The 19,261-nt window shown below is 66.1% G+C and carries 18 protein-coding genes; 12 read left to right on the forward strand and 6 right to left on the reverse strand.

Translation table 11 applies throughout. The features are described 5' to 3' along the window. The first annotated feature begins 89 nt into the window (after positions 1-89). Positions 90-293, forward strand: a complete 204-nt coding sequence (locus FAZ69_RS16865) for a hypothetical protein (protein ID WP_136896193.1) — start codon at positions 90-92, stop codon at positions 291-293. A gap of 359 nt (positions 294-652) precedes the next feature. On the opposite strand, the gene FAZ69_RS16870 is transcribed toward FAZ69_RS16865, so the two are convergent. Both FAZ69_RS16870 and FAZ69_RS16875 read right to left on the reverse strand, forming a co-directional pair. Further along, complete coding sequence (locus FAZ69_RS16870; protein WP_136896194.1) at positions 653-1,960, reverse strand: NAD(P)/FAD-dependent oxidoreductase; 1,308 nt, start codon at positions 1,958-1,960, stop codon at positions 653-655. A gap of 14 nt (positions 1,961-1,974) precedes the next feature. Beyond that, positions 1,975-2,172, reverse strand: coding sequence for a hypothetical protein (locus tag FAZ69_RS16875; protein ID WP_136896195.1), 198 nt, complete (start codon positions 2,170-2,172; stop codon positions 1,975-1,977). 169 nt (positions 2,173-2,341) lie between these two features. Here FAZ69_RS16875 and FAZ69_RS16880 point away from each other — a divergent pair, with 169 nt between their 5' ends. The 4 genes from FAZ69_RS16880 (at position 2,342) to FAZ69_RS16895 (ending at position 7,950) form a co-directional block, all read left to right on the forward strand. Then, complete coding sequence (locus FAZ69_RS16880; protein WP_136896196.1) at positions 2,342-3,253, forward strand: LysR family transcriptional regulator; 912 nt, start codon at positions 2,342-2,344, stop codon at positions 3,251-3,253. Positions 3,254-3,491: 238 nt separating this feature from the next. Continuing rightward, complete coding sequence (locus FAZ69_RS16885) at positions 3,492-4,598, forward strand: extracellular solute-binding protein (protein ID WP_136896197.1); 1,107 nt, start codon at positions 3,492-3,494, stop codon at positions 4,596-4,598. Positions 4,599-4,732: 134 nt separating this feature from the next. Beyond that, complete coding sequence (locus tag FAZ69_RS16890; RefSeq protein ID WP_136896198.1) at positions 4,733-6,235, forward strand: DUF3138 family protein; 1,503 nt, start codon at positions 4,733-4,735, stop codon at positions 6,233-6,235. Positions 6,236-6,300: 65 nt separating this feature from the next. After that, positions 6,301-7,950, forward strand: a complete 1,650-nt coding sequence (locus FAZ69_RS16895; protein WP_136896199.1) for an amidohydrolase — start codon at positions 6,301-6,303, stop codon at positions 7,948-7,950. A 39-nt stretch (positions 7,951-7,989) separates the two neighbouring features. Here the strand turns inward: FAZ69_RS16895 and FAZ69_RS16900 are convergent, their stop codons facing one another. Next, positions 7,990-8,811, reverse strand: a complete 822-nt coding sequence (locus FAZ69_RS16900) for a helix-turn-helix transcriptional regulator (protein WP_169708674.1) — start codon at positions 8,809-8,811, stop codon at positions 7,990-7,992. A gap of 343 nt (positions 8,812-9,154) precedes the next feature. On the opposite strand from FAZ69_RS16900, the gene FAZ69_RS16905 reads away from it, so the two are divergent. Then, entirely contained in the window at positions 9,155-9,823 is a 669-nt protein-coding gene (locus tag FAZ69_RS16905) for an RraA family protein (protein WP_136896201.1), read from the forward strand. Between the two features lie 114 nt (positions 9,824-9,937). On the opposite strand, the gene FAZ69_RS16910 is transcribed toward FAZ69_RS16905, so the two are convergent. The 3 genes from FAZ69_RS16910 to FAZ69_RS16920 all read right to left on the reverse strand — a co-directional run bounded on the left by FAZ69_RS16910 (position 9,938) and on the right by FAZ69_RS16920 (position 13,694). Then, positions 9,938-10,972 carry an L-idonate 5-dehydrogenase gene (locus tag FAZ69_RS16910; protein ID WP_136896202.1) on the reverse strand — a complete coding sequence of 345 codons (1,035 nt, stop codon included), beginning with the start codon at positions 10,970-10,972 and terminating at the stop codon, positions 9,938-9,940. A gap of 283 nt (positions 10,973-11,255) precedes the next feature. Continuing rightward, a complete protein-coding gene (locus tag FAZ69_RS16915) occupies positions 11,256-12,326 on the reverse strand; it encodes a porin (protein ID WP_136896203.1) in 1,071 nt (356 codons plus the stop codon). Between the two features lie 159 nt (positions 12,327-12,485). Next, positions 12,486-13,694: an aspartate transaminase gene (locus tag FAZ69_RS16920; RefSeq protein WP_136896204.1), complete on the reverse strand. Its 1,209-nt coding sequence runs from the start codon at positions 13,692-13,694 to the stop codon at positions 12,486-12,488. A gap of 268 nt (positions 13,695-13,962) precedes the next feature. On the opposite strand from FAZ69_RS16920, the gene nac reads away from it, so the two are divergent. From nac to FAZ69_RS16950, 6 genes are all read left to right on the forward strand, one after another. After that, on the forward strand, positions 13,963-14,889 hold the full coding sequence (nac, locus tag FAZ69_RS16925; RefSeq protein ID WP_136896205.1) for a nitrogen assimilation transcriptional regulator NAC: 927 nt from the start codon (positions 13,963-13,965) through the stop codon (positions 14,887-14,889). A 219-nt stretch (positions 14,890-15,108) separates the two neighbouring features. Beyond that, the gene (accB, locus tag FAZ69_RS16930; RefSeq protein ID WP_136896206.1) at positions 15,109-15,609 is read left to right on the forward strand and encodes an acetyl-CoA carboxylase biotin carboxyl carrier protein; all 501 of its coding nucleotides are present in this window, start codon (positions 15,109-15,111) and stop codon (positions 15,607-15,609) included. A gap of 6 nt (positions 15,610-15,615) precedes the next feature. Further along, the gene (accC, locus tag FAZ69_RS16935; protein ID WP_136896207.1) at positions 15,616-16,968 is read left to right on the forward strand and encodes an acetyl-CoA carboxylase biotin carboxylase subunit; all 1,353 of its coding nucleotides are present in this window, start codon (positions 15,616-15,618) and stop codon (positions 16,966-16,968) included. A gap of 83 nt (positions 16,969-17,051) precedes the next feature. Next, a complete protein-coding gene (gene pxpB, locus FAZ69_RS16940) occupies positions 17,052-17,723 on the forward strand; it encodes a 5-oxoprolinase subunit PxpB (RefSeq protein ID WP_240702300.1) in 672 nt (223 codons plus the stop codon). Continuing rightward, positions 17,720-18,733: a 5-oxoprolinase subunit C family protein gene (locus FAZ69_RS16945; protein WP_136896209.1), complete on the forward strand. Its 1,014-nt coding sequence runs from the start codon at positions 17,720-17,722 to the stop codon at positions 18,731-18,733. Before pxpB ends, FAZ69_RS16945 begins: the two co-directional genes overlap by 4 nt. 3 nt (positions 18,734-18,736) lie before the next feature. Beyond that, positions 18,737-19,198, forward strand: coding sequence for an acetyl-CoA carboxylase biotin carboxyl carrier protein (locus FAZ69_RS16950; protein WP_136896210.1), 462 nt, complete (start codon positions 18,737-18,739; stop codon positions 19,196-19,198). The last annotated feature ends 63 nt before the right edge of the window (positions 19,199-19,261 follow it).

Below are 19,261 nucleotides of genomic sequence, written 5' to 3' on the forward strand. Positions count from 1 at the left end.
GCGTCATGGCCGCTGCTGCGTCCATCTGAGCTCGTGGTCCATTGCGTCGAAGTGCTCGACGAGGAAGTCGATAAACGCGCACACCTTCGATGGCGCGCATAGTCGAGGCGGGCCTGCTGTTTCCGCTCGACCACGACCGATACCGGTTTCGCCACCAGGCCCTGCGCCGGGCGGCACTCGAGCGGCTGCCGGTCGCCGAGCGCCGGGCCTTGCATGCGCATGCCGCCGAAGGTCAGGCCGCGCCGTCGCCGAGGCGCGCGGCTATGACCTTTGGATCGCCGTCGCGGTCATGATCGAAAACTGGGCGCGCGTGCGAACCGGCAAAACGGTCGAGCTCCACGGTATCGAGGCCACGCTCGACGCCGTGAACGTCGCGATGCCAAGCGCCGCAGCGATTTTTCTCGCCCCTTACATGGCGGGATGGCGAGGATCAACAACGCCGTCTTGCCGGTCATGCGGGCGCAAAGATCTGGGCGGATCATCTTCAGCGCCTCGGTTGCCAGCCATCCGTGTTCCGCACGACGTTGGATGCCAAAGCCCTGCCGGTGATCCGGGCGATCTTGGGCACCGCTTTGTTTGGAGCGATCTTGCGTTGGGTGTTCCTGCGTGGAGGAGCGCAAGTGGAAAAGTGAACAGGACCTAGTGTCCGTTTTCAGTGAAGCTTGACGCGAGGCGCCGTGACCCGCCTCAGCGCCTGCGCCACCAGATTGGCCAGCGCGCGCCGCATCCCCGACACCGCGGCGAGATGCTTGCGGTAAAGCGCTGCGTACATGAGTTGCGCCACGAGGCCTTCGAGAAAGATGCTCTTGCCCGCAATGCCGCTCATCAGGCTGCCCACCGCCGATTCGGACCCGAGCGAAACGAGAGAGCCGTGGTCGGCATAGGTGAACTGCCCGATGGGCCGCCCTTCGATGCGCGCTCGAAACGCTTTGGCAAGGAACATGGCCTGCTGGTGAGCCGCTTGAGCACGCGGCGGAACCATGCGGCCTTCCGTCCACGAACAGCTCGCGCAGTCGCCGAGCGCGAATACGTTCGGGTCCGTTTCGCTCTGCAGCGCACGCGACACGTTGACCTGATTGATGCGATTGACCGAGATCCCATCGAGCGATGCAAGGCAGTCCGGCGCCTTGATGCCGGCGGCCCAGATGGTGATGTCGGCGGGTATCGCGCGTCCGCTCAGCGTCTTGACCTCGTGCGGCCCGACTTCGATGACCCGGTCGGAAAGCGAGACGTCGATGCCGAGCTTCGCAAGCAAGCCGCTTGCGGTTGTGGAAACCGTGGCGGGCAGCGCGGGGAGAATGCGCGAGCCCGCTTCGATGAGCGTCACCCGGATGTCGCTGCCGCGTCCTGACGCGTGCAGCCCGAACTGTCGAAACCCGGCTTCCATTCTGCGAAGCTCGGCGGCCAGTTCGACGCCGGTCGCACCGCCGCCGATGATCGCGACGTTGACCGTCTCACGTCCGCCGGCGGTCCTGTGGGCCTGGTTCCGGACGCAGGTCTGAAGCAGCCGGCGGCGCAGGCGTTCCGCCTGCTCGACGGTATCGAGCGTAATCGCGTTGGCCTGCGCGCCCGGTACGCCGAAGAAGTGAGTCCGGCTGCCGAGCGCGAGCACCAGCGTGTCGTATTCGATGAGGCGGGCGGGGAGCACCTCCTCGCCGGCGCTTTCCGAATCGAATACCGGGGCGAGCTGCAGGCGTCGAGAGGCGCGGTCCAGTCCCACCATCTCGCCGAGGACGAAATCGAAGTGATGCCAGCGCGCCTGCGCCGCGTACTCGATCTGATGCACCTGGGTATCGAGGCTGCCGGTCGCCACTTCGTGCAGCAGCGGCTTCCAGACGTGCGCCGGGCAGCGGTCGACGAGCGTGACGTGAGCGCGCTTCGTTTTGGCGAGCTTGTCTCCGAGGCGCGTCGCCAGCTCGAGGCCTCCCGCGCCGCCACCGACCACGACAATGCGGTGCATCGCTCACCCCTCGATCAGTTGTAGCCGAGAATCGCGATCGACGAGACGTCCGCGCGCTCGGACACGTTGCTGGCGAGCGACGACATCGGCGCTTGCAGCAAGGTGGCGTAGGGCGAGGGGCGGTCGTCGCTTGCCGGCGCAGCCGTGGAAGGCTTGCCGAGCGGGGGGAACGAGTCGTCGATGAAGCCGGCGGTGCTTTCGAAAGTCATCATTTTGGATATCGAAGTTCTATGCGAATGAGAAGAAGCAAGGAATCGCTTTGCGTTGTCTCCCGTCCTTGCTTCGCGCCATGTCTTTGCGAGAGATGAGCCATTGTTGCGGCATAGTCCGCCGTCGGCAAACGATATAAACTCGCGACGTTGTGCGTTTGAGGAAGGATCCGTGAGACGAAAGATTCCGAGCATCGAGGCCCTGATCGCATTCGAGGCGGCAGCCCGCCACCTCAGCTTCACCCGCAGCGCCGACGAGCTGGCCCTGACGCAGAGCGCCGTCGGGCGGCAGGTCGCGATCCTGGAGGAGTACCTGGGCGTGCCGCTCTTCAATCGCGTCAAGAAGCGGCTCAGCCTCACGGACGTCGGCGAGATCTATGCGAGGCAGGTCCGCGAAAACCTCGAGAGAATGGAGCGCGACACGCTGGCGGCGATGGCGCACCGCAACGCGGGCGGCATTCTCGAGCTCGCGGTCATCCCGACGTTCGCCGCGCGCTGGCTGATCCCGCGCCTTCCGGAGTTCTACGAGGCGCACGAGGGCATCATCGTCAACCTGACGACGCGCGCCGAGCCGTTCCTCTTCACCGACACGCCGTTCGACGCCGCGATTCACTTCGGCGATCCGGTCTGGCCCGGCTCGCTTGCCGAGTATCTGTTCGGCGAGGAGATGACGGCCGTGTGCAGTCCGCAGCTGCTCGGAGGGCGCTCCGGGATCGAGCCCCGCGAGGTCGCGAATTTCACGCTGCTGCATCAGTCCGCGCGCCCCGACGCCTGGCGGCAGTGGTTTGCGCAGGCCGGCGTGCACGACGTCGACTGCATGAAGGGGCAGAGGTACGAGCTGTTCACGATGCTGGTGGAGGCCGCGCGTGCCGGGTTGGGGATTGCGCTCGTGCCTCGATTCCTCGTGTCGCGCGAGCTGAGCACCGGGGAGCTGACGCTGCCTTGCGACGTGTCCTTGCGCAGCGACAAGGGCTATTACCTCGTCTATCCCGAGCACAAGCAGAATTCGCCCTTGCTGAAGGCGTTCGAGTCGTGGCTGCTGTCGGCGGCGAGCCGGTATGTCGAGCTCGGCGCGGAGTCTTAGCGGCCTACCTCTTACGTGTAATCCCTTGTCCCCCGCAGGGGAGGGCAAGCTCGGCAAATTGGCGTCCCTAGACTTCTCTCCAAGGGCATCCGGTCCGCTCGCGGGCCGGCGCCGATGGCGATCGACGCATCGACCGCTCCGGGCTTGGAGTAAGTGCTAAAGCACTAACTCCAAGCAACCACAGCATGGGATCAGAGTAAGCGCTAAAGCGCTAGCTCTGATCGACAGGAGAGAAATCATGAACAAGCTGCACGGGGTACTGGGCGCATCGCTGCTGATGTGCGCCTGCTTGCTCGGCAAGCCGGCGGGGGCGTTGGCGGGCGAGAGCGTATCGGTCTACAACTGGGGCAATTCGGTCGGTCACGACACGGTCGCCAACTTCCAGCACGAGACAAGCATCAAGGTCCACTACGACGAATTCGATTCGAACGACACGCTGCAGGCCAAGCTGCTCGCCGGCAGCTCGGGCTACGACGTGGTCGTGCCGTCCGACGCCTATTGGGCCAAGCAGGTTCAGGCCGGCGTCTACCAGAAGCTCGACAAGTCGAAGATCCCGAACTTCGCGCATCTGGACCCGGCGCTCATGAAGCTGCTCGATCGCGACGACCCCGGCCACGACTACGGGATTCCGTGGAGCTGGGGCACGGACGGCATCGGCATGAACCTGCAGCGCGTGCGCGCGGCGTTGGGCGCCGATGCGCCGCTCGACTCGCTCGCGCTGCTGTTCGATCCGAAATACGCAGCCAAGCTGCAGAAGTGCGGCATTTCGCTGATCGACGCGCCGATGGATGTCTTCGGCATGGCGCTGATCTATCTGAAGAAGAACCCGTTCAGCACGAACCCGGCCGACTATCGCGCCGCGTATGCGCTGCTGAAATCGGTTCGTTCGTATATCGGCCAGTTCAATTCGGGCAGCTATATCGGCGACCTGGCCAACGGCGACATCTGCATCGCGCTCGGCTGGTCGGGCGACGTCAATACGTCCCGCGTCACCGCGCTCGACGCCAAGCGCGCGTACGAGATCCGCTATGTGATTCCGAAGGAGGGCAGCGTCGTCTGGTTCGACATGATGGCGGTGCCGAAAGACGCGCCGAATCCCGATGCCGCGTTGAAGTTCATCAACTTCGTGCTGTCGGATCGCGAAAGCGCGAACCTGACCAACGACACCTACTATCCGAGCGCGATTCCCGGCGCCCGGCCGATGATACGCGCCGACGTGCTGAAGGAGTCGACCGTCTATCCGGGCCCGGAGCAGCTGCGCACGCTGACGCCGATCGTCCCGCTGCCGGTCGAGATCATGCGGCTCGAAACCCATCTCTGGCAACAGCTCAAGACCGACGACTGAGCTTAGCCGTCCCGTACTGACCCAAGCCCTCGTTCGATGCGCCGTACCCCGTGCCGCCCGGCGGCTTGGGGGCCGGACTTCGCCCGGATTCCTCGATCACGCGCCCCGTGCGGCGCTTTGAAATCCCATTTGCCATGAGACCGAACCTGATCGCCGCATTGGCGCTCGCCCCCGCATTGCTGCTTCCCGCCGCTGCCTGGGCCGGCACCGGCACCGAAGCCGAAATCGCCGACCTGAAGAAAGCGCTCGCCGCGCTTCAGCACAGGCTCGACACGCTGGAGCAGGAGAAGGCCAAGCCTGCTGCCCCCGTTGCCGCCGCCGCCGATACGTCACAACTGAGCGCGGATGTCGCCGCGATGCACGAGCAGTTGAGCGCGCAGCAGCTGAAAGTCGATACGCTCGAAACCGCGGCCTCCACGGGCCCGATCGCGGGACTCAGCGTGACCGGCTATGTCGATCCGGTCTACCTCTACAACCGCGCTCAGCACTCGGGCGGCTTCCATTTCATCAATCAGGGCGCGGGCGTCTACGACTACTACAACAGCAGCATCGGCGACGTCTACCTCGACATCAAGAAGACGTTCGGCGTCGGTCCGCTCGCGCCGAGCGCCGAGGTCGTGATCGAGCCGAATCGCGGCGCCGGCGCGAATCTCGTCAACGAGAAGGGCAGCGTCGGCGGCAACATCTTCACGCAGGCGGACGTGGCTATCCCGCTGACGCCGCGCCAGACGGTGGTCGTCGGTCTGCTGCCGAGCCTCGCGGGCTACGAGACGCAGCCGTCGAACACGATGCTCACGCTCACGCACAACCTCCTGTACGACTTCAGCGAACCGGCGAGCTACCTGGGCGTCTTGTGGAAGTCGTTCTCGAGCGACTACAAGTATCTCTGGCAGGTCATGATCGGCAACGAGCAGCTGCATACCTCCAATGCGATCGCCAGCACGGGAAGCGGCACGACGAAGACCGACATGGTGCCGAACCTCTCCGCGCGGCTCGACTACACGTATTCGACGGCGCTCGACCTCGGCGTGTCGACGACGGTCGGCCGCAACAGCATCTACTCGCCGTCGTGCAGCTCGGGCAGCTACGGCTATCAATGCGACGGCACACAGCCGTTCGGCACTTACCTGTACGGCGAGACGGATCTCACCTACGTCTGGGGCAAGACGCAATACAACGCGCAGCTCGACTTCGGCACGCTGAGCCACGGGGCCTGGAACGGCGGCAACGCGCGCTGGTACGGCGTGTCGCTCTTGGCGCATCGGAAGTGGACGGCGCCCGTGGTCGGCAAGATGGGCGGGACGCTGCGGTTCGACTACCTCGACAACAGCGCCAACGGTGGCGGAGGCGCGGGCATTGTCTACGGCTTGAGCGGCAGCAATTCCGCCGTCAACCCGACCAGCGGCTTCGGCATCGATCCGTCGTGCCTCGCGCAATCGACCGACAACGGACGCGAATGCAAGGGCGCGCGCCGCGCGGACCTGACCGCCGACCTGCTGTTCTACCCGGCGACCAACACCATCGTGAAGTTCGAGTACCGGCACGACTGGGCCAGCAACCACGTGTTCCAGACGAGCGGCGGGACTTACTCGAAGAACAACGACATCTTCGCGACGACGCTCGTCTATTCGTTCTGACGCGCTCTCCCGGCCCGCCGAGGCCGGGCCGCTTTTCTCCGAATTCTCCCGAACCTCCGAGGCCTATGACGACACTCCCTTGCGTGGACGATTGCGTGCTGGTCAACGCATCGCTCTACACCGCCGACGCTCCCGCGCTCAGGCAGACCGCCCTCGTGCTGCGCGAAGGCCGCATCGCTTACGTCGGCGACGACGCGACCGCGCGGGCCGGGTCGCGCCCCGGATCGCGCGTGATCGACCTGGGCGGGCGCACCGTGACTCCCGGTTTCATCGACAGCCATGTCCATCCGATCGACGGGTTCCTGCTGTCAGGCGATTGCGATCTGGCAGGGGTCGATACGCCGGAGGCGATCTTCGCGGGCTTGCGCGCCGCGGCGGCAAACAGCGTGGACGGCGCGAAAGGCGCGGCCAGCGGCTGGCTGCTGGCCGGCAACGCGAACCTGCAGCTGTTCGGCGCTTATCCGACGCGCGAGATGCTCGACGCCGTCGTCCCGCATCGTCCGCTGCTCGTGATTGGCCACGACGTTCATAGCGGCTGGCTGAACACGCTCGGCATGAAAGTCGCGGGGATCACCGCCGCGACGCCCGACCCGGCCGGCGGCAAATACGAACGCGACGGCCTGACCGGCGAGGCGACCGGCATCGTCCACGAGGCGGCGCTCTACAAGCTGTTTTCGCTGCTGCCGCAGCTCGCTTCGGACAACGTGCCGCAAGCGCTCGCAAAGGCCCAGGCGCTCGCGCACGGCTTCGGCATCACGGGCTGGTTCGATGCGCTGGTCGGCGAGCGCCTGCTGCACGGCTACGTGATGGCGCGCGAAGAAGGCGCGCTCGCCGTGCAGGCGAGCCTCGGCCTGCTGGCCTCGCCGCATGCGCCGCTCGGGCCGCAGATCGAGCGCTTTCGCCGCTGGCGCGCCAGCTACGACGGCGGCAACCTGCGGCTGCACACGGTCAAGATCTTCATCGACGGCGTGCTCGAAAGCCGCACCGCGGCGCTGCTCGAACCCTACGCGGACGCGGGCGGCCTCGGCATGCATCACTGGGAGCCCGGCCAATTGAACGAGGTTGCCGAGCTCGCGGACCGCGCCGGCTTCGATCTGCATTTCCACACGCTTGGCGACCGCGCAGTCCGCATGGCGCTCGATGCGATCGAGCACGTCGTCCGCGCGAACGGCGCGCGCGACCGGCGGCCTCAGCTCGCGCACGTGCAACTGATCCACCCGGACGACGTCATCCGCTTCAGGCGGCTCGGCGCGATCGCGAATATTCAGGCGGCCTGGGGCGGCGCGCCGCCTTACCTGCTCGACCTGTACCGGCAGATGCTCGGCGACGCCCGCATGGCGCGCAACTACGTGTTCCGAAGCCTGCGCAATGCGGGCGCGCTGTTGAGCGGCGGATCGGATTGGTCGGTATCGACGATGAATCCGCTCGTCGCGATCCAGACGGCGATGACGCGCATGCCGCCCGGCCAGCCCGGCTGCGCAGCGTGGCTGCCGCACGAAAGCGTGGAGCTGCCGACGATGCTCGAGGCCTACACGCGCAACGCGGCCTGGGGCTTGCGCTTCGATGCGCGCGCCGGTGTGCTGGCCGCCGGCCGCGACGCATCGCTCGCGATCCTGGACCGGGATTTGTTCGCGACGCCGGTTGCGGAAATCGCCTCGGCGCGCGTGCAGACGACGCTGTTTTGCGGGCGCGTCGTGCATGGGGCGCTCGAGTGAGCGGTTCGGCTTGGGGCCTGCTGCCGGCGCGAACAGGCCCTAACGCGGCTCATGCAGCCACGACAGCAGATCGCGCCGCGATGCGATGCCCAGCTTCGCGAAGGCGCGCTTCGTATAGGTCTTGACCGTCGACTCCTTGATCCGCATGGCCGCCGCGATCGACGCCATGGTCTGGCCTTTCACCATCGCCGAGCAGATATCGGTCTCGCGCTCGGAGAGATGCACGCCGCGCCGCGCGGCGGTCGCGGAGAACAGGTCTGCACTCGGGCCGGCCTCTGCCTGCGCGGCGGCATCGACGACCCGCAGCGCGTGCAGGTAGACCACCGGCAACAACACCTCGCCGAGCGCCTTCAGCAGGCTCAGCTCCGTCACGGAGAACGGCGGCAGGCGCTTCGAGCGGCACAGCGAGATCGAGTAGCGCACCTCGCCAATATCGCGCACGACCACGCATTCGTCGTGGATCGCGGCGACGTCGAAGATCAGGCGCCGGCATTCCTCGTCGGAGACCGCGGCGGCGGAGCGCTGCACCAGCTCGATCCCGCGCTCGGGCGGGGCATGCCGCACGATGGCGTCGCGCATCGCGAAGCGGCGAAAGTACAGTGCCATCACGGCCTGCAAATCCTCTTCCGCATGCTGGCTGTAGCTGCCGATCCACTCGACCCGGCATCCCTCGGGCGCGCCGGCGTCGTCCTGCGTGCGCTGCAGGTGCAGCGCGTCGCAATCGGCGAAACCGGTGACGAAGGCATTGAGCGCGCGAAGAAAGCGCGGCGTTCCGACGGTCTCGACGACCGGTCCCAACGCGGACGAGAAGGTATCGACGAAACGCAGCGGAAGGGATGGGGAGATGCCGGGATGGCTCATGGTGACGATCGGGCGTCCTGATTGGCACATCCTAGGTTTGCAAAACTGTCCATGCAGTCGGATCGAGCGGAAAAACCATTAGGGATCGGTCGCCGATTCTATAGGCGAATCCTGACGGCGGCGAGGCCGTTCATGGAGTCATGCTCGCCAACAGAGATCGACCGTGGATTTTCATAAGACTTCCCTATCGCGCCAGAGCAATCGCCTCTTGGCGCTGGTTCAGCGGGGAACGTACTGTTATGCCTGTAATAGCGAATGGCCAGACGCATGACGGAAGCGTTATCCATCGGCGATTGGCAGATCCACGGTATCCCGTCTCTGCGCTGCGAGATTGCAACTCACCATGTACAAAGCCATCAGAAAGAATCCGCCCGCCGCTCAAGCTGCCGAAACACTGCTCGATGCATTGCGCAACCTTCCAGTGTCCGCGCTCAGCGACAGCATGCACCGGAACATCGGCACGGTCGGACTGCAACCCTATCAGCGGCCCGGCAAAAGGACGATGGCGGGTACCGCTGTCACGATGCGCTCGCGCGGCGGCGACAACCTGACCTATCTGCGCGCACTCGATTTTTGCCGCCCCGGAGACGTGCTGGTGGTCGACGCCGGAGGCGATCTCAACAACGCGGTGGTGGGCGGCATCCTGTCGTTCTATGCGGCGAGCGTGGGCGTGGCAGGTCTCGTGATCGACGGCGCCATTCGCGACGTGGCGGAAATTCGCGACCGCGATTTCCCGGTCTACGCACGCGGCGTCACGCATCGCGGGCCGTACAAGGATGGCCCCGGCGAAATCAACGTGCCGGTGTCGGTAGGCGGAATGGTGGTGAATCCCGGCGATATCGTCGTCGGCGATCAGGATGGACTGCTCGCCATTCCTCAGGTCGATGCGGAGGAGGTCATCCAGAAGGCGCGCGCCGTGCTCGAGGCAGAGGCCGAGACCATTCGCGCGATGAAGGAAGGGCGCTGGAGCCGCGCCTTCGTCGACGCGCTCGAAGCGCGCTGCAATAACTGAGCAAGCGGGGCTTCAAAGCAAAAGCCGGCGTCTGGTTCCCAGCGTCGGCTTTTTTTGCACCAGTGTGGCCAGCCGCGCATGGCCGTTGCGCGACTGGTTGCCACGTACGCGATATCAATCGAACGTCATCAACACCTTCATCGACTTCGATCGATCACCCGCGCTCTGAAACGCCTTGACGGACTCCTGATACGGAAACACTCCGGAGATCAGAGGCTTGACGTCGATCAGCCCCTTGTTCAACAGCTCGACCGCCACCGCGAATTCCTCGTGGAAGCGGAACGCGCCGCGCAAGTCGAACTCCTTGGCGACCAGCACGTTCATCGGCAACGCAATGTCGCCGCCCAGTCCGACCTGAACGATGACGCCGCGCGGTTCGAGCACGTCGAAGGCTCCGCGCAGCGCTGCCGCATTGCCGCTTGCCTCGAACAGCACGTCGAAGCTGCCCTTGCCGGCGGCGAACGGCTGCAGCGCATCAGGTGTTTCCGCGACGTTGAACGCGAGGTCGGCGCCGACTTTCCGCGCGCTTTCCAGCGGCAGCGTATTCACGTCCGTCACCGCGATCGTGGCCGCGCCCGCCCGGCGCGCGGCAGCAACGATCAGCGCGCCGATCGGCCCGCAGCCTGTCACGAGCACGCGCTTGCCGAGCATCGGACCGGCACGCCGAACCGCATGCAATGCCACCGAGAGGGGTTCGGCCATCGCCGCTTCGGCGTCGCTCAACGAGTCGGCTACGACATGGGCCTGCGAGCGGTCGATCACGATCTCCTGGCGAAACGCGCCTTGCACATGCGGCATGCGCATCGCGCTGCCGTAGTAGCGCATGTCGAGGCAGTGATTCTGCAGACCTTGCTGGCAATACTGGCACAGCCCGCAAGGCCGGCTCGGGCTGATGGCGATGCGCGTGCCGGCGGGCATGTCGTTCACGGCCGAGCCGATGCGCGACACGACGCCAGAGACTTCATGCCCGAGCACCATCGGCTCGCGAATACGGACGGTGCCGAATCCGCCGTGGTTGAAATAATGAAGGTCGGAGCCGCAGATGCCGCCGGCCCGGACCCGCACGAGCAGCTGACCGGCTTCGGGTTCCGGGGTGGGAACGTCCTCGATGCGCAGATCCAGCGGCGCGTGGATAACAAGTGCGTGCATGGTGATTGCCTGTATGGGTTGAGACGTGAACCGTCCTTCTATACGGTAGCGGCGAATGCGGCCGGCGACAAAGATCGAAGTCGTATGAGCCGATAGCTGCCGCTTATAGGTGACTACTCGAGCGCCTTGCTCATGTTCTCGATGACCCTCTTCGCGTCGGCAAACACCATCATCGTCTTGTCCATGTCAGCACCGTATGGCCTTGCGCGACTAGTTTCTTGACGGTCTCCGGGGTGCCGGCGCCGCGCGCGCGGGGAACGCGCGGCGCCGGCGATGCGGAAGCTTAGAACTTGTGGCGCAGGCCGATGGCGGCCTCGAACAGCGAGTTGAAACCGTAGAACGGCTGGTTCGAGCCCGAAGCGGCCGCGAGCTTCGTCCACGCGCCGGTCAGATGGTTGTAGTCGACGCCGACATAGACGTCGGTACGCTTGCTCAGCAGGTAGTCGAAGGTCGGGCCGCCGGTGATGCGCGTGCCGCTCTGGCCGGCGTGATGCACGAAGTCGACGTAGATCGGCAGGTCGAGGACGAACGCCGGCGTGATGTAGTACTGAACCGCGGTCGAGAACGAGTCGTTGCGGTAGTCCGCCGGATAGACGTGGCTGTAGATGTAGGAGCCGTACACCTTGGCCGCACCGAACTTGTATGTCGCGCCCGCCGTGAAGACCTTTTGCGCGCTGTCGGGGATCGTCACGCCGAAGTACGTGCTGCCATAGACCGAGGAGGACGGAGTCAGGCCGCCGATATCGTTGATGACCTGATAGGCGGCACCGACGTTCAGCGAGCCGTTGTCGTACGAAATGCTCACTGCCGGCGACGAGTTCGCATGGAAGTTGCCCGCCTGCTGTCCGAACGTATATGCGCTCTTCACGGTGAAGCCGGCCAGCGTCGGCGACGTGTAGCGGACCGTATTGTCCAGGCGGCCGCCGCCTGTTTCGCCCGCGCCCTGGAAGCCGACAGTGCCGGTGTAGTTCGCGAACGCGTAGATGTCGTGGGTCCAGCCGGTTTCGTGCACCAGCGTGTACTGGCGGCCGAGCGTGACGGTGCCGTACGGGCTGCTCAAGCCGACGAGGGCGGTGCGGCCGAACAGGCGTGCGGTGCCCGATGGCGTCGACTGTTGCGTTACGCCCGTGTTCGGCGTGAAGCCGCCCTCCAGCTGGAACAGCGCCCCGTAGCCGCCGCCCAGATCCTCGTTGCCCTGCATGCCCCAGCGGCTGCCCGAAAGCTGCCCGCCGCTGCCCATCGTGAAGAGCTTGCCGCCGGACGCGTTCTGATGCGTATCGAAGCGCACGGCTTCATCGATGATGCCGTAGAGCGTGACGCTCGATTGCGCGTGGGCGAAACCGGAAGCCGCCATAGCCGATGCAGTTAGTATGCCTAATGTTGATTTCTTCACGAATAGATCCCCTTGTCGGTTTACTGGAAACGGGTGAGCCAAGCCGACTGCCGCGTCCCGACGGCGCGGCATGTCTTTTTACGACGCGGCGGCCTCGCAGGCGGGGCCGCCGTTCTACTCTCAGTCGAGTGCGGCGACGGCTGCGGCGATCTTGCGGCAGCCGTCATCGATGATGTCGATGCTCGTCGCAATCGACATGCGGAAGAATGGCGAAACGCCGTACGCGGATCCGGCAACCAGGGCGACGCCGGCTTGCTCGAGCAGATACAGCACGACATCGTTGTCGCCTTCGAGACGCTTGCCTTGCGGCGTCACGCGTCCGATCAGCCCGCTGCAGTTGACGTACAGATAGAAAGCGCCGCCAGGCGTCTTGCAGCTGATGCCGGGAATGGCGTTGAGCGCTTCGAGCGCGTGATCGCGCCGCGTCTTGTAGGTGCGCACCGACTCCTGCACGAAGCTCTGGTCGCCGGTCAACGCGGCGAGCGCCGCGGCCTGGCTGATCGTGCATGCATTGCTGGTGGATTGGGACTGAAGCGTGTCGAGCGCGGCGATCAGGTCGGCGGGACCGGCCACGTAGCCGATGCGCCAGCCCGTCATCGCATAGGTCTTGGATACGCCGTTCACCACGAGGGTGCGCGGCGCGAGCTGCGGTTCGATCACGAGCAGATGCTCTGCTGCATCGGCCTCGAAGCGGATGTGCTCGTAGATGTCGTCCATCATCACGAGCACCTGCGGATGACGCAGCAGGACGTCGGCGAGCGCGCGCAGTTCACGCGCCGTGTAGGTGGCGCCCGTCGGATTGGTCGGCGAATTGATGATCAGCCAGCGCGTGCGCGGCGTGATCGCGGCCTCGAGGGCGGCGGGCGTGAGCTTGAAGCCGTCCGCTTCGCTGCACGGCACGACGACGGGCACGCCGTCGCACGCGAGCGTCATGTCGGGATAGGACACCCAGTACGGCGCGGGAATCAACACCTCGTCACCGGCTTCGACCGTGACGGCGAGCGCATTGAAGATCGCGTGCTTGGCGCCGCACGTCACGATGATGTGCTTGGGGTCGTAGGTGAGCCCGTTCTCGCGTTGCAGTTTCGCCGCGATCGCCGCGCGCAGCGCGGGCGTGCCGGCCGTCGCCGTGTAGCGTGTTTCGCCGCGCTCCATTGCCTCGAACGCGGCCCGGCGGATGTGGGCGGGCGTGTCGAAGTCCGGCTCGCCCACGACGAGATTGACGATCTGCTTGCCCTGCCGCCGCAGTTCCGCGGCCCGCTCGGCCGCTGCGCTGCTCGGTGATGGTTTGATTCGCTGGACACGGGCGGCGATGCGCGCTGCACTCACACTTGGCTCCTCGACGGCATTTGACGAGGCTTCACATTAAGCGCGCGAAAAAGTTCAAGCCAAGATGACTTTCCGCTGATGCAATAACATCCGCTTATGACGCGGCGATGTGCGTGGTCCTGCGCACCGGCGGCTCAAGGTCCTCGCGGGTCCGGCAAGCACGGCGGGCGCTGTTGCGCGAGGGCGGGGTATGGATTTTGCCGACTGTGCGCCGGCGGGCGCTTGACCTATCATAGGCGTTACTCGTCAGCCCTTAGGTGTGGATATCGTGAATCTTCGGCGTCTGAAGTATTTCGTGAAGATCGTCGACATCGGCAGTCTGACCCAGGCCGCCGAAGTGCTTCATATTGCGCAACCGGCATTGAGTCAGCAACTGATCACGCTCGAGGACGAGTTCCAGCAGCAGTTGCTCGTGCGCACGAAGCGAGGCGTGACGGCCACGGAGGCTGGCGCGACCTTGTACCGCCACGCGCAGCTGATTCTGCGCCAGTACGAGCAGGCGCAGGCGGACGTCAAGAGCGCCGGGCAGACCCTGTCGGGGCAGGTTTCGGTGGGGCTCGCGCCGGGCACCGGCGCATCGGCGCTGTCGTTGCCGCTGCTGCGCACGGTCCGCGCCCGGCACCCGAACATCCTGCTCTATATCAACGAGAACTTCGGCACGACGTTAAGCGAGCTGATCATGAACGGCCGCATGGACATGGCCGTGCTGTACGGCGACAAGTCGGTTCACGGTCTCTCGTTCCAGTTGCTGATGAACGAGGAGATGTTTCTCGTCGCGCCGCGCAGCATGGGCATCACGCAGGACCAGATCCCCGTCTCGGGCCTGCGCGACGTGCCGCTGCTGCTGCCGCGCCCGTACAACTATCTGCGCAAGTATGTCGACGAAGGATTCGCGCGGGTGCAGATGATCCCGAACGTGGTGGCCGAAATCGAGTCGGCGTCCACGTTGTCGGCCGCCGTCGGCGCCGGGATCGGCGCGACCATTCTTCCCGAGTCCACCGCGCGGGTGGTGGCCGCGGCCGGCGACATCGTGCAGTCGCGGATCGTGTCGCCGGTCATCAAGATCCCGCTATCGGTCTGTCTGTCGGACCATCTGCCGCTTTCCGAGCCGGCCGCGGCCGTCAAGGACATCCTGCTGGAGCTGGCGGGCGACCTCGCGCTGGGCGTGCGCGTCGAGCCCGGCGGCGATGCATAAGCGCACCTTATCGCGACAAAGCCAAACCGTCTTGGCGCAATTTTTCTGTGCCGGATACATTGAGTCCATCGCCAATCGCCCGGCGCGCTGAGCCTGGGCGACGAGGCTTGCCATCGAGCTGGCGAGACGGACCGGGCCTCGGCCGCGGTCGTCGCGCAGCCGCGGTGCTTCGCGCGTGCCGGCGTGACGGCGCGTGCCCAACCGGCTACGGACTCAAGGATGGATCTTCAGAAGATAAAGGCGCTGATCGACCTGCTGGCGGAATCGCCGCTGGCGAGTCTGGAAGTGATCGAGGGCGACGAGCGGGTCAAGCTCGTGAAGTCGAAGCGGCGCGGCGGGCGCAGCGAGGCTCGGCAGGCGGGTGATGACGCCGCTACGCCGCTTGCGGCGGCAAGGCAGACGCTGGAGCAGCCACAGCCGGCCGGCGACGCGGCGCCGGTTGCCGGATCGACACGCGCCGCAGCCGCAAACGGCGCGGGCGGGACGTCCCGGCTCATCTGCGCGCCGATGTTCGGCATCGTCCATCTCACGCCGTCTCCCGGCGAAGCGCCGTTCGTTCGTGCGGGCGACACTGTCGGCGAAGGGCAGGTGCTGTGCACGATCGAAGCGATGAAGATGTTCAACGCGATCGAGTGCGAACGCGGCGGCACGGTCCTCGAGATTCTCGTCGAGTCCGGCAGCGAAGTGGAATCCGGGCAACCGCTCTTTCGCATCGGCTGATCGACCATGTTCAACAAGGTACTGATTGCCAATCGCGGCGAGATTGCGCTTCGCGTGCTGCGGGCGTGCCGCGAGCTGGGTCTGCGGACGGTCGCGATCCATTCCGAGGCGGACGCGAATGCGCGCTACGTGCGCCTCGCCGACGAAGCACTGTGCATCGGTCCCGCTGCGCCAGGGCGCAGCTATCTGAATCAGGCGGCGATCCTGTTTGCCGCGCACGTGAGCGGCGCCGAAGCGATTCATCCGGGTTACGGCTTCCTGTCCGAGAACGCCGAGTTTGCCGAGGCAGTCGAGCGTGCCGGGCTGACCTTCATCGGTCCGGCGCCGCATTCGATCCGCACGATGGGCGACAAGGTCGCGGCCAAGCGCGCGATGCGCGCGGCGGGCGTGCCGTGCGTGCCGGGCCCCGACGGCGGCCTGCCCGACGATCCCGATGCGATCCTGCGGATCGCCGCGGAGATTGGCTTTCCGGTGATCGTGAAGGCCGCGGGCGGCGGCGGCGGACGCGGCATGCGCGTCGTGCATGCCGCCGGTCAGCTGCTCGAAGCGGTCAGCGTGACGCGTGAAGAAGCGCGCCGGGCGTTCGGCAAGCCTGAGCTTTACGTCGAGAAGTTTCTCGAGCATCCGCGTCATGTCGAGATTCAAGTGCTGTGCGACACGCACGGCAACGCCCTGTGGCTCGGTTCGCGCGACTGCTCGCTGCAGCGGCGGCATCAGAAGGTGCTCGAGGAAGCGCCCGCGCCGGGCATCGATCCGGAACTGATCCGCCACGTCGGCGAGCGCTGCGTCGAAGCGTGCCGGCAGATCGGCTATCGGGGCGCAGGCACCTTCGAATTCCTCTTCGAGGACGGCCGCTTCTACTTCATCGAAATGAATACGCGGCTGCAGGTCGAGCATCCGGTGACCGAGATGACGTCCGGCATCGACATCGTGCGGGAGCAGATCCGCATCGCGCAGGGACACGCGCTGAGCGTGACGCAACGCGAGATCCACACGCTCGGCCATGCGCTCGAATGCCGGATCAACGCGGAAGACCCGTTTTCCTTCCTGCCTTGCCCCGGAACGATCGCCGTGTGGGAATTGCCCGGCGGCAATGGCGTGAGAGTGGATTCGCACGTGAGCAGCGGGTCGGTCGTGCCGCCTTATTACGACTCGCTGATCGCCAAGGTGATCACCCACGGCGCCACGCGCGGCGAGGCGCTGACGCGCATGCGCGTCGCGCTTGCCGAGCTGCGCGTCGAAGGCATTCGCACCAACGTGCCGCTGCACCTGTCGATGCTCGACGAGGAAGGCTTTCGGGCGGGCGGGGTGGACATTCATCATCTGGAGCGTTGGCTCGCAGAAAGGGAACAAGCATGACGCTGACCATCGAGCATGCGTCGATCAGCGACGCGGCCGTCCTGGGCGGCCGGCGACAGAACTACGGGCAGGCCGCGACCGCGATGAACCACGACGAGGCGGAACAACCGCTGAGCATCAGCATGCTGGGCACGACGGCGATGCTGTTCGAAGCGCCGGGCGCGCTCGATCTGCCTGCGCAACAGCGCATCTGGTCGCTCGCGCGCGAGGTCGCTTCATGGCCGGGCGTGCGCGAAGCGGTGCCCGGCGTCACCAACCTGATGCTGACGTTCGTCCGTCCGCCCGCCGACCCGGACGCGCTCGCCGACGCGTTGCGCGACGCGTGGGCGGCGGCCGGCGAGCTGCGGATCGAAGGGAAGGTGATCGAGCTGCCGGTCGTGTATGGCGGCGAGTTCGGGCCGCATCTGCAGGACGTCGTCGATCACACGGGGCTGTCCGTCGACGAGGTCGTAGAGCGGCACTGCGCGCCGCTCTACACCGTGTATGCGCTCGGCAGCCACCCGGGGTACTGCTATCTGGGCGGGATGGATTTGCGCATCGCCACGCCGCGCCGCAAGGTGCCGGTGCTCGGCCTGCCGGGCGGAGCGGTGTCGATCGGCGGCGTGCAGACGGGCGTGTCGGCTTCCGCGGGCCCGAGCGGCTGGAACACGATCGGCCATACGTCGATGGTGTTCTTCGATCCGTCGCGCGACGAGCCCGCAACGCTCGCGCCGGGCGACATGATCCGCTTCTGCGTCGAGAGGGTGATGCGATGATCGAAGTGCTGTCCTCGGCTGCGCTGGCCACGGTGCAGGATCACGGCCGCGAAGGGTATCTGCGCTATGGCGTGGGTACGGCGGGCGCGATGGACCGGCTTGCGCTCGCGGTCGGCAACCTGCTGCTCGGCAATCCCGACGACGCCGCCGGCATCGAGATCCCGATGTTCCCGTTCCGCATCCGCTTTCTCGAGGATCTCGACTTCGCGCTCACGGGCGCCGACTGCGCCGCGCGGCTCGGCGACAAGCCCGTGCTGCCGTGGTGGACGACGCGCGCGAAGAAGGGCGACGTGCTGACCGTCGGCGTGCCGGCCAACGGCATGCGCTGCTATCTGTCGCTCGCGGGGGGCGTGGACGTGCCCGTCGTGCTCGGCTCGCGCAGCACGCAGTTGCGCGGTCAGTTCGGCGGTTTCGAAGGGCGTCAGCTGCAGAAGGGCGATGTAGTGAAGGCGGCCGGTCTTGCCGGCCGGCATGGGCACGATGCGGCGGAGCAAGGGCAGGGCGCCGGTTTCGGCGCGGTGCCGCCCGAGCATGCGCTGCCGGCTCCGCAGTGCACGCCGTCCGCGCAACCGGGCGATACCGTGGTGCGTGTGCTGCCCGCCGCTGAATACGACTGCTATCGGGCGGAATCGATCGACGCGTTCTGGCGCGAAGGATGGAAGGTCACGCCGCAAAGCGACCGGTATGGCTACCGTCTCGCCGGTCCCGCGCTGGAACCCGTGCGCCCCATCGAAAAGCGCTCGCACGGCATCGTGCCCGGCGTGATCCAGGTGCCGCACAGCGGCCAGCCGATCATCCAGTTGCGCGACGCGCAGCCGTCCGGCGGCTATCCGAAGATCGGCACGGTAATCGAGGCGGACCTCTGGCGGCTCGCGCAGGCCCGCATCGGGACGAGGATCCGCTTCGTGCAGACGACGTATCGGGAAGCGGTCGCGGCGCTCGAAGAGCTCGATGCGTATCTGCTGCGGGTGCGCAATCTGATTGGGCTGGTTCGTTCCTCTAGACACTGACACATGACACAAAAACCGGAAGTGGACCTCGGGGAGCTTCGGCAGATCACATCCTGGCTGGCGGCCGGGGAAATCGGCTTCATCGAGATCAGCAAACCGGGCGCGACCGTGCGTCTGAAGGTCGACGCCGGTCGAGGCAGCGACGACGACGCGCCGCTCCCGCCGCCAACGCCGCGGACACCCGGGCGCCGACCGGGCAGTGCGCAATCCGCACATACGGCCGTCGTCAACGTGGTGGCCGGCACCGTGGGGAGGTTCCTCGCGGCGCATCCGGCGCGCGAGGCGCCGCTCGTCGAAATCGGCGCACACGTCGCGCGGGGCGAGGTGATCGGGCTGCTGCAGATTGCGCAGCTTTGCCTGCCGGTGGCCGCGTCGACGGCGGGCGTGGTGAGACAGCGGCTCGTCGCGCATGGCGCGACCGTCGGCTACGGCACGCCGCTGTTCGAGATTGCGCCGGCGCCCTGAGCATGTCGATCAATTGCATCCTGACGGCAAAGGCCCGCGTCTCGTTGCGCGGCGCCGGACGGA

Source organism: Trinickia terrae (assembly GCF_005144415.1).
Classification (GTDB): Bacteria; Pseudomonadota; Gammaproteobacteria; order Burkholderiales; family Burkholderiaceae; genus Trinickia_A; species Trinickia_A terrae.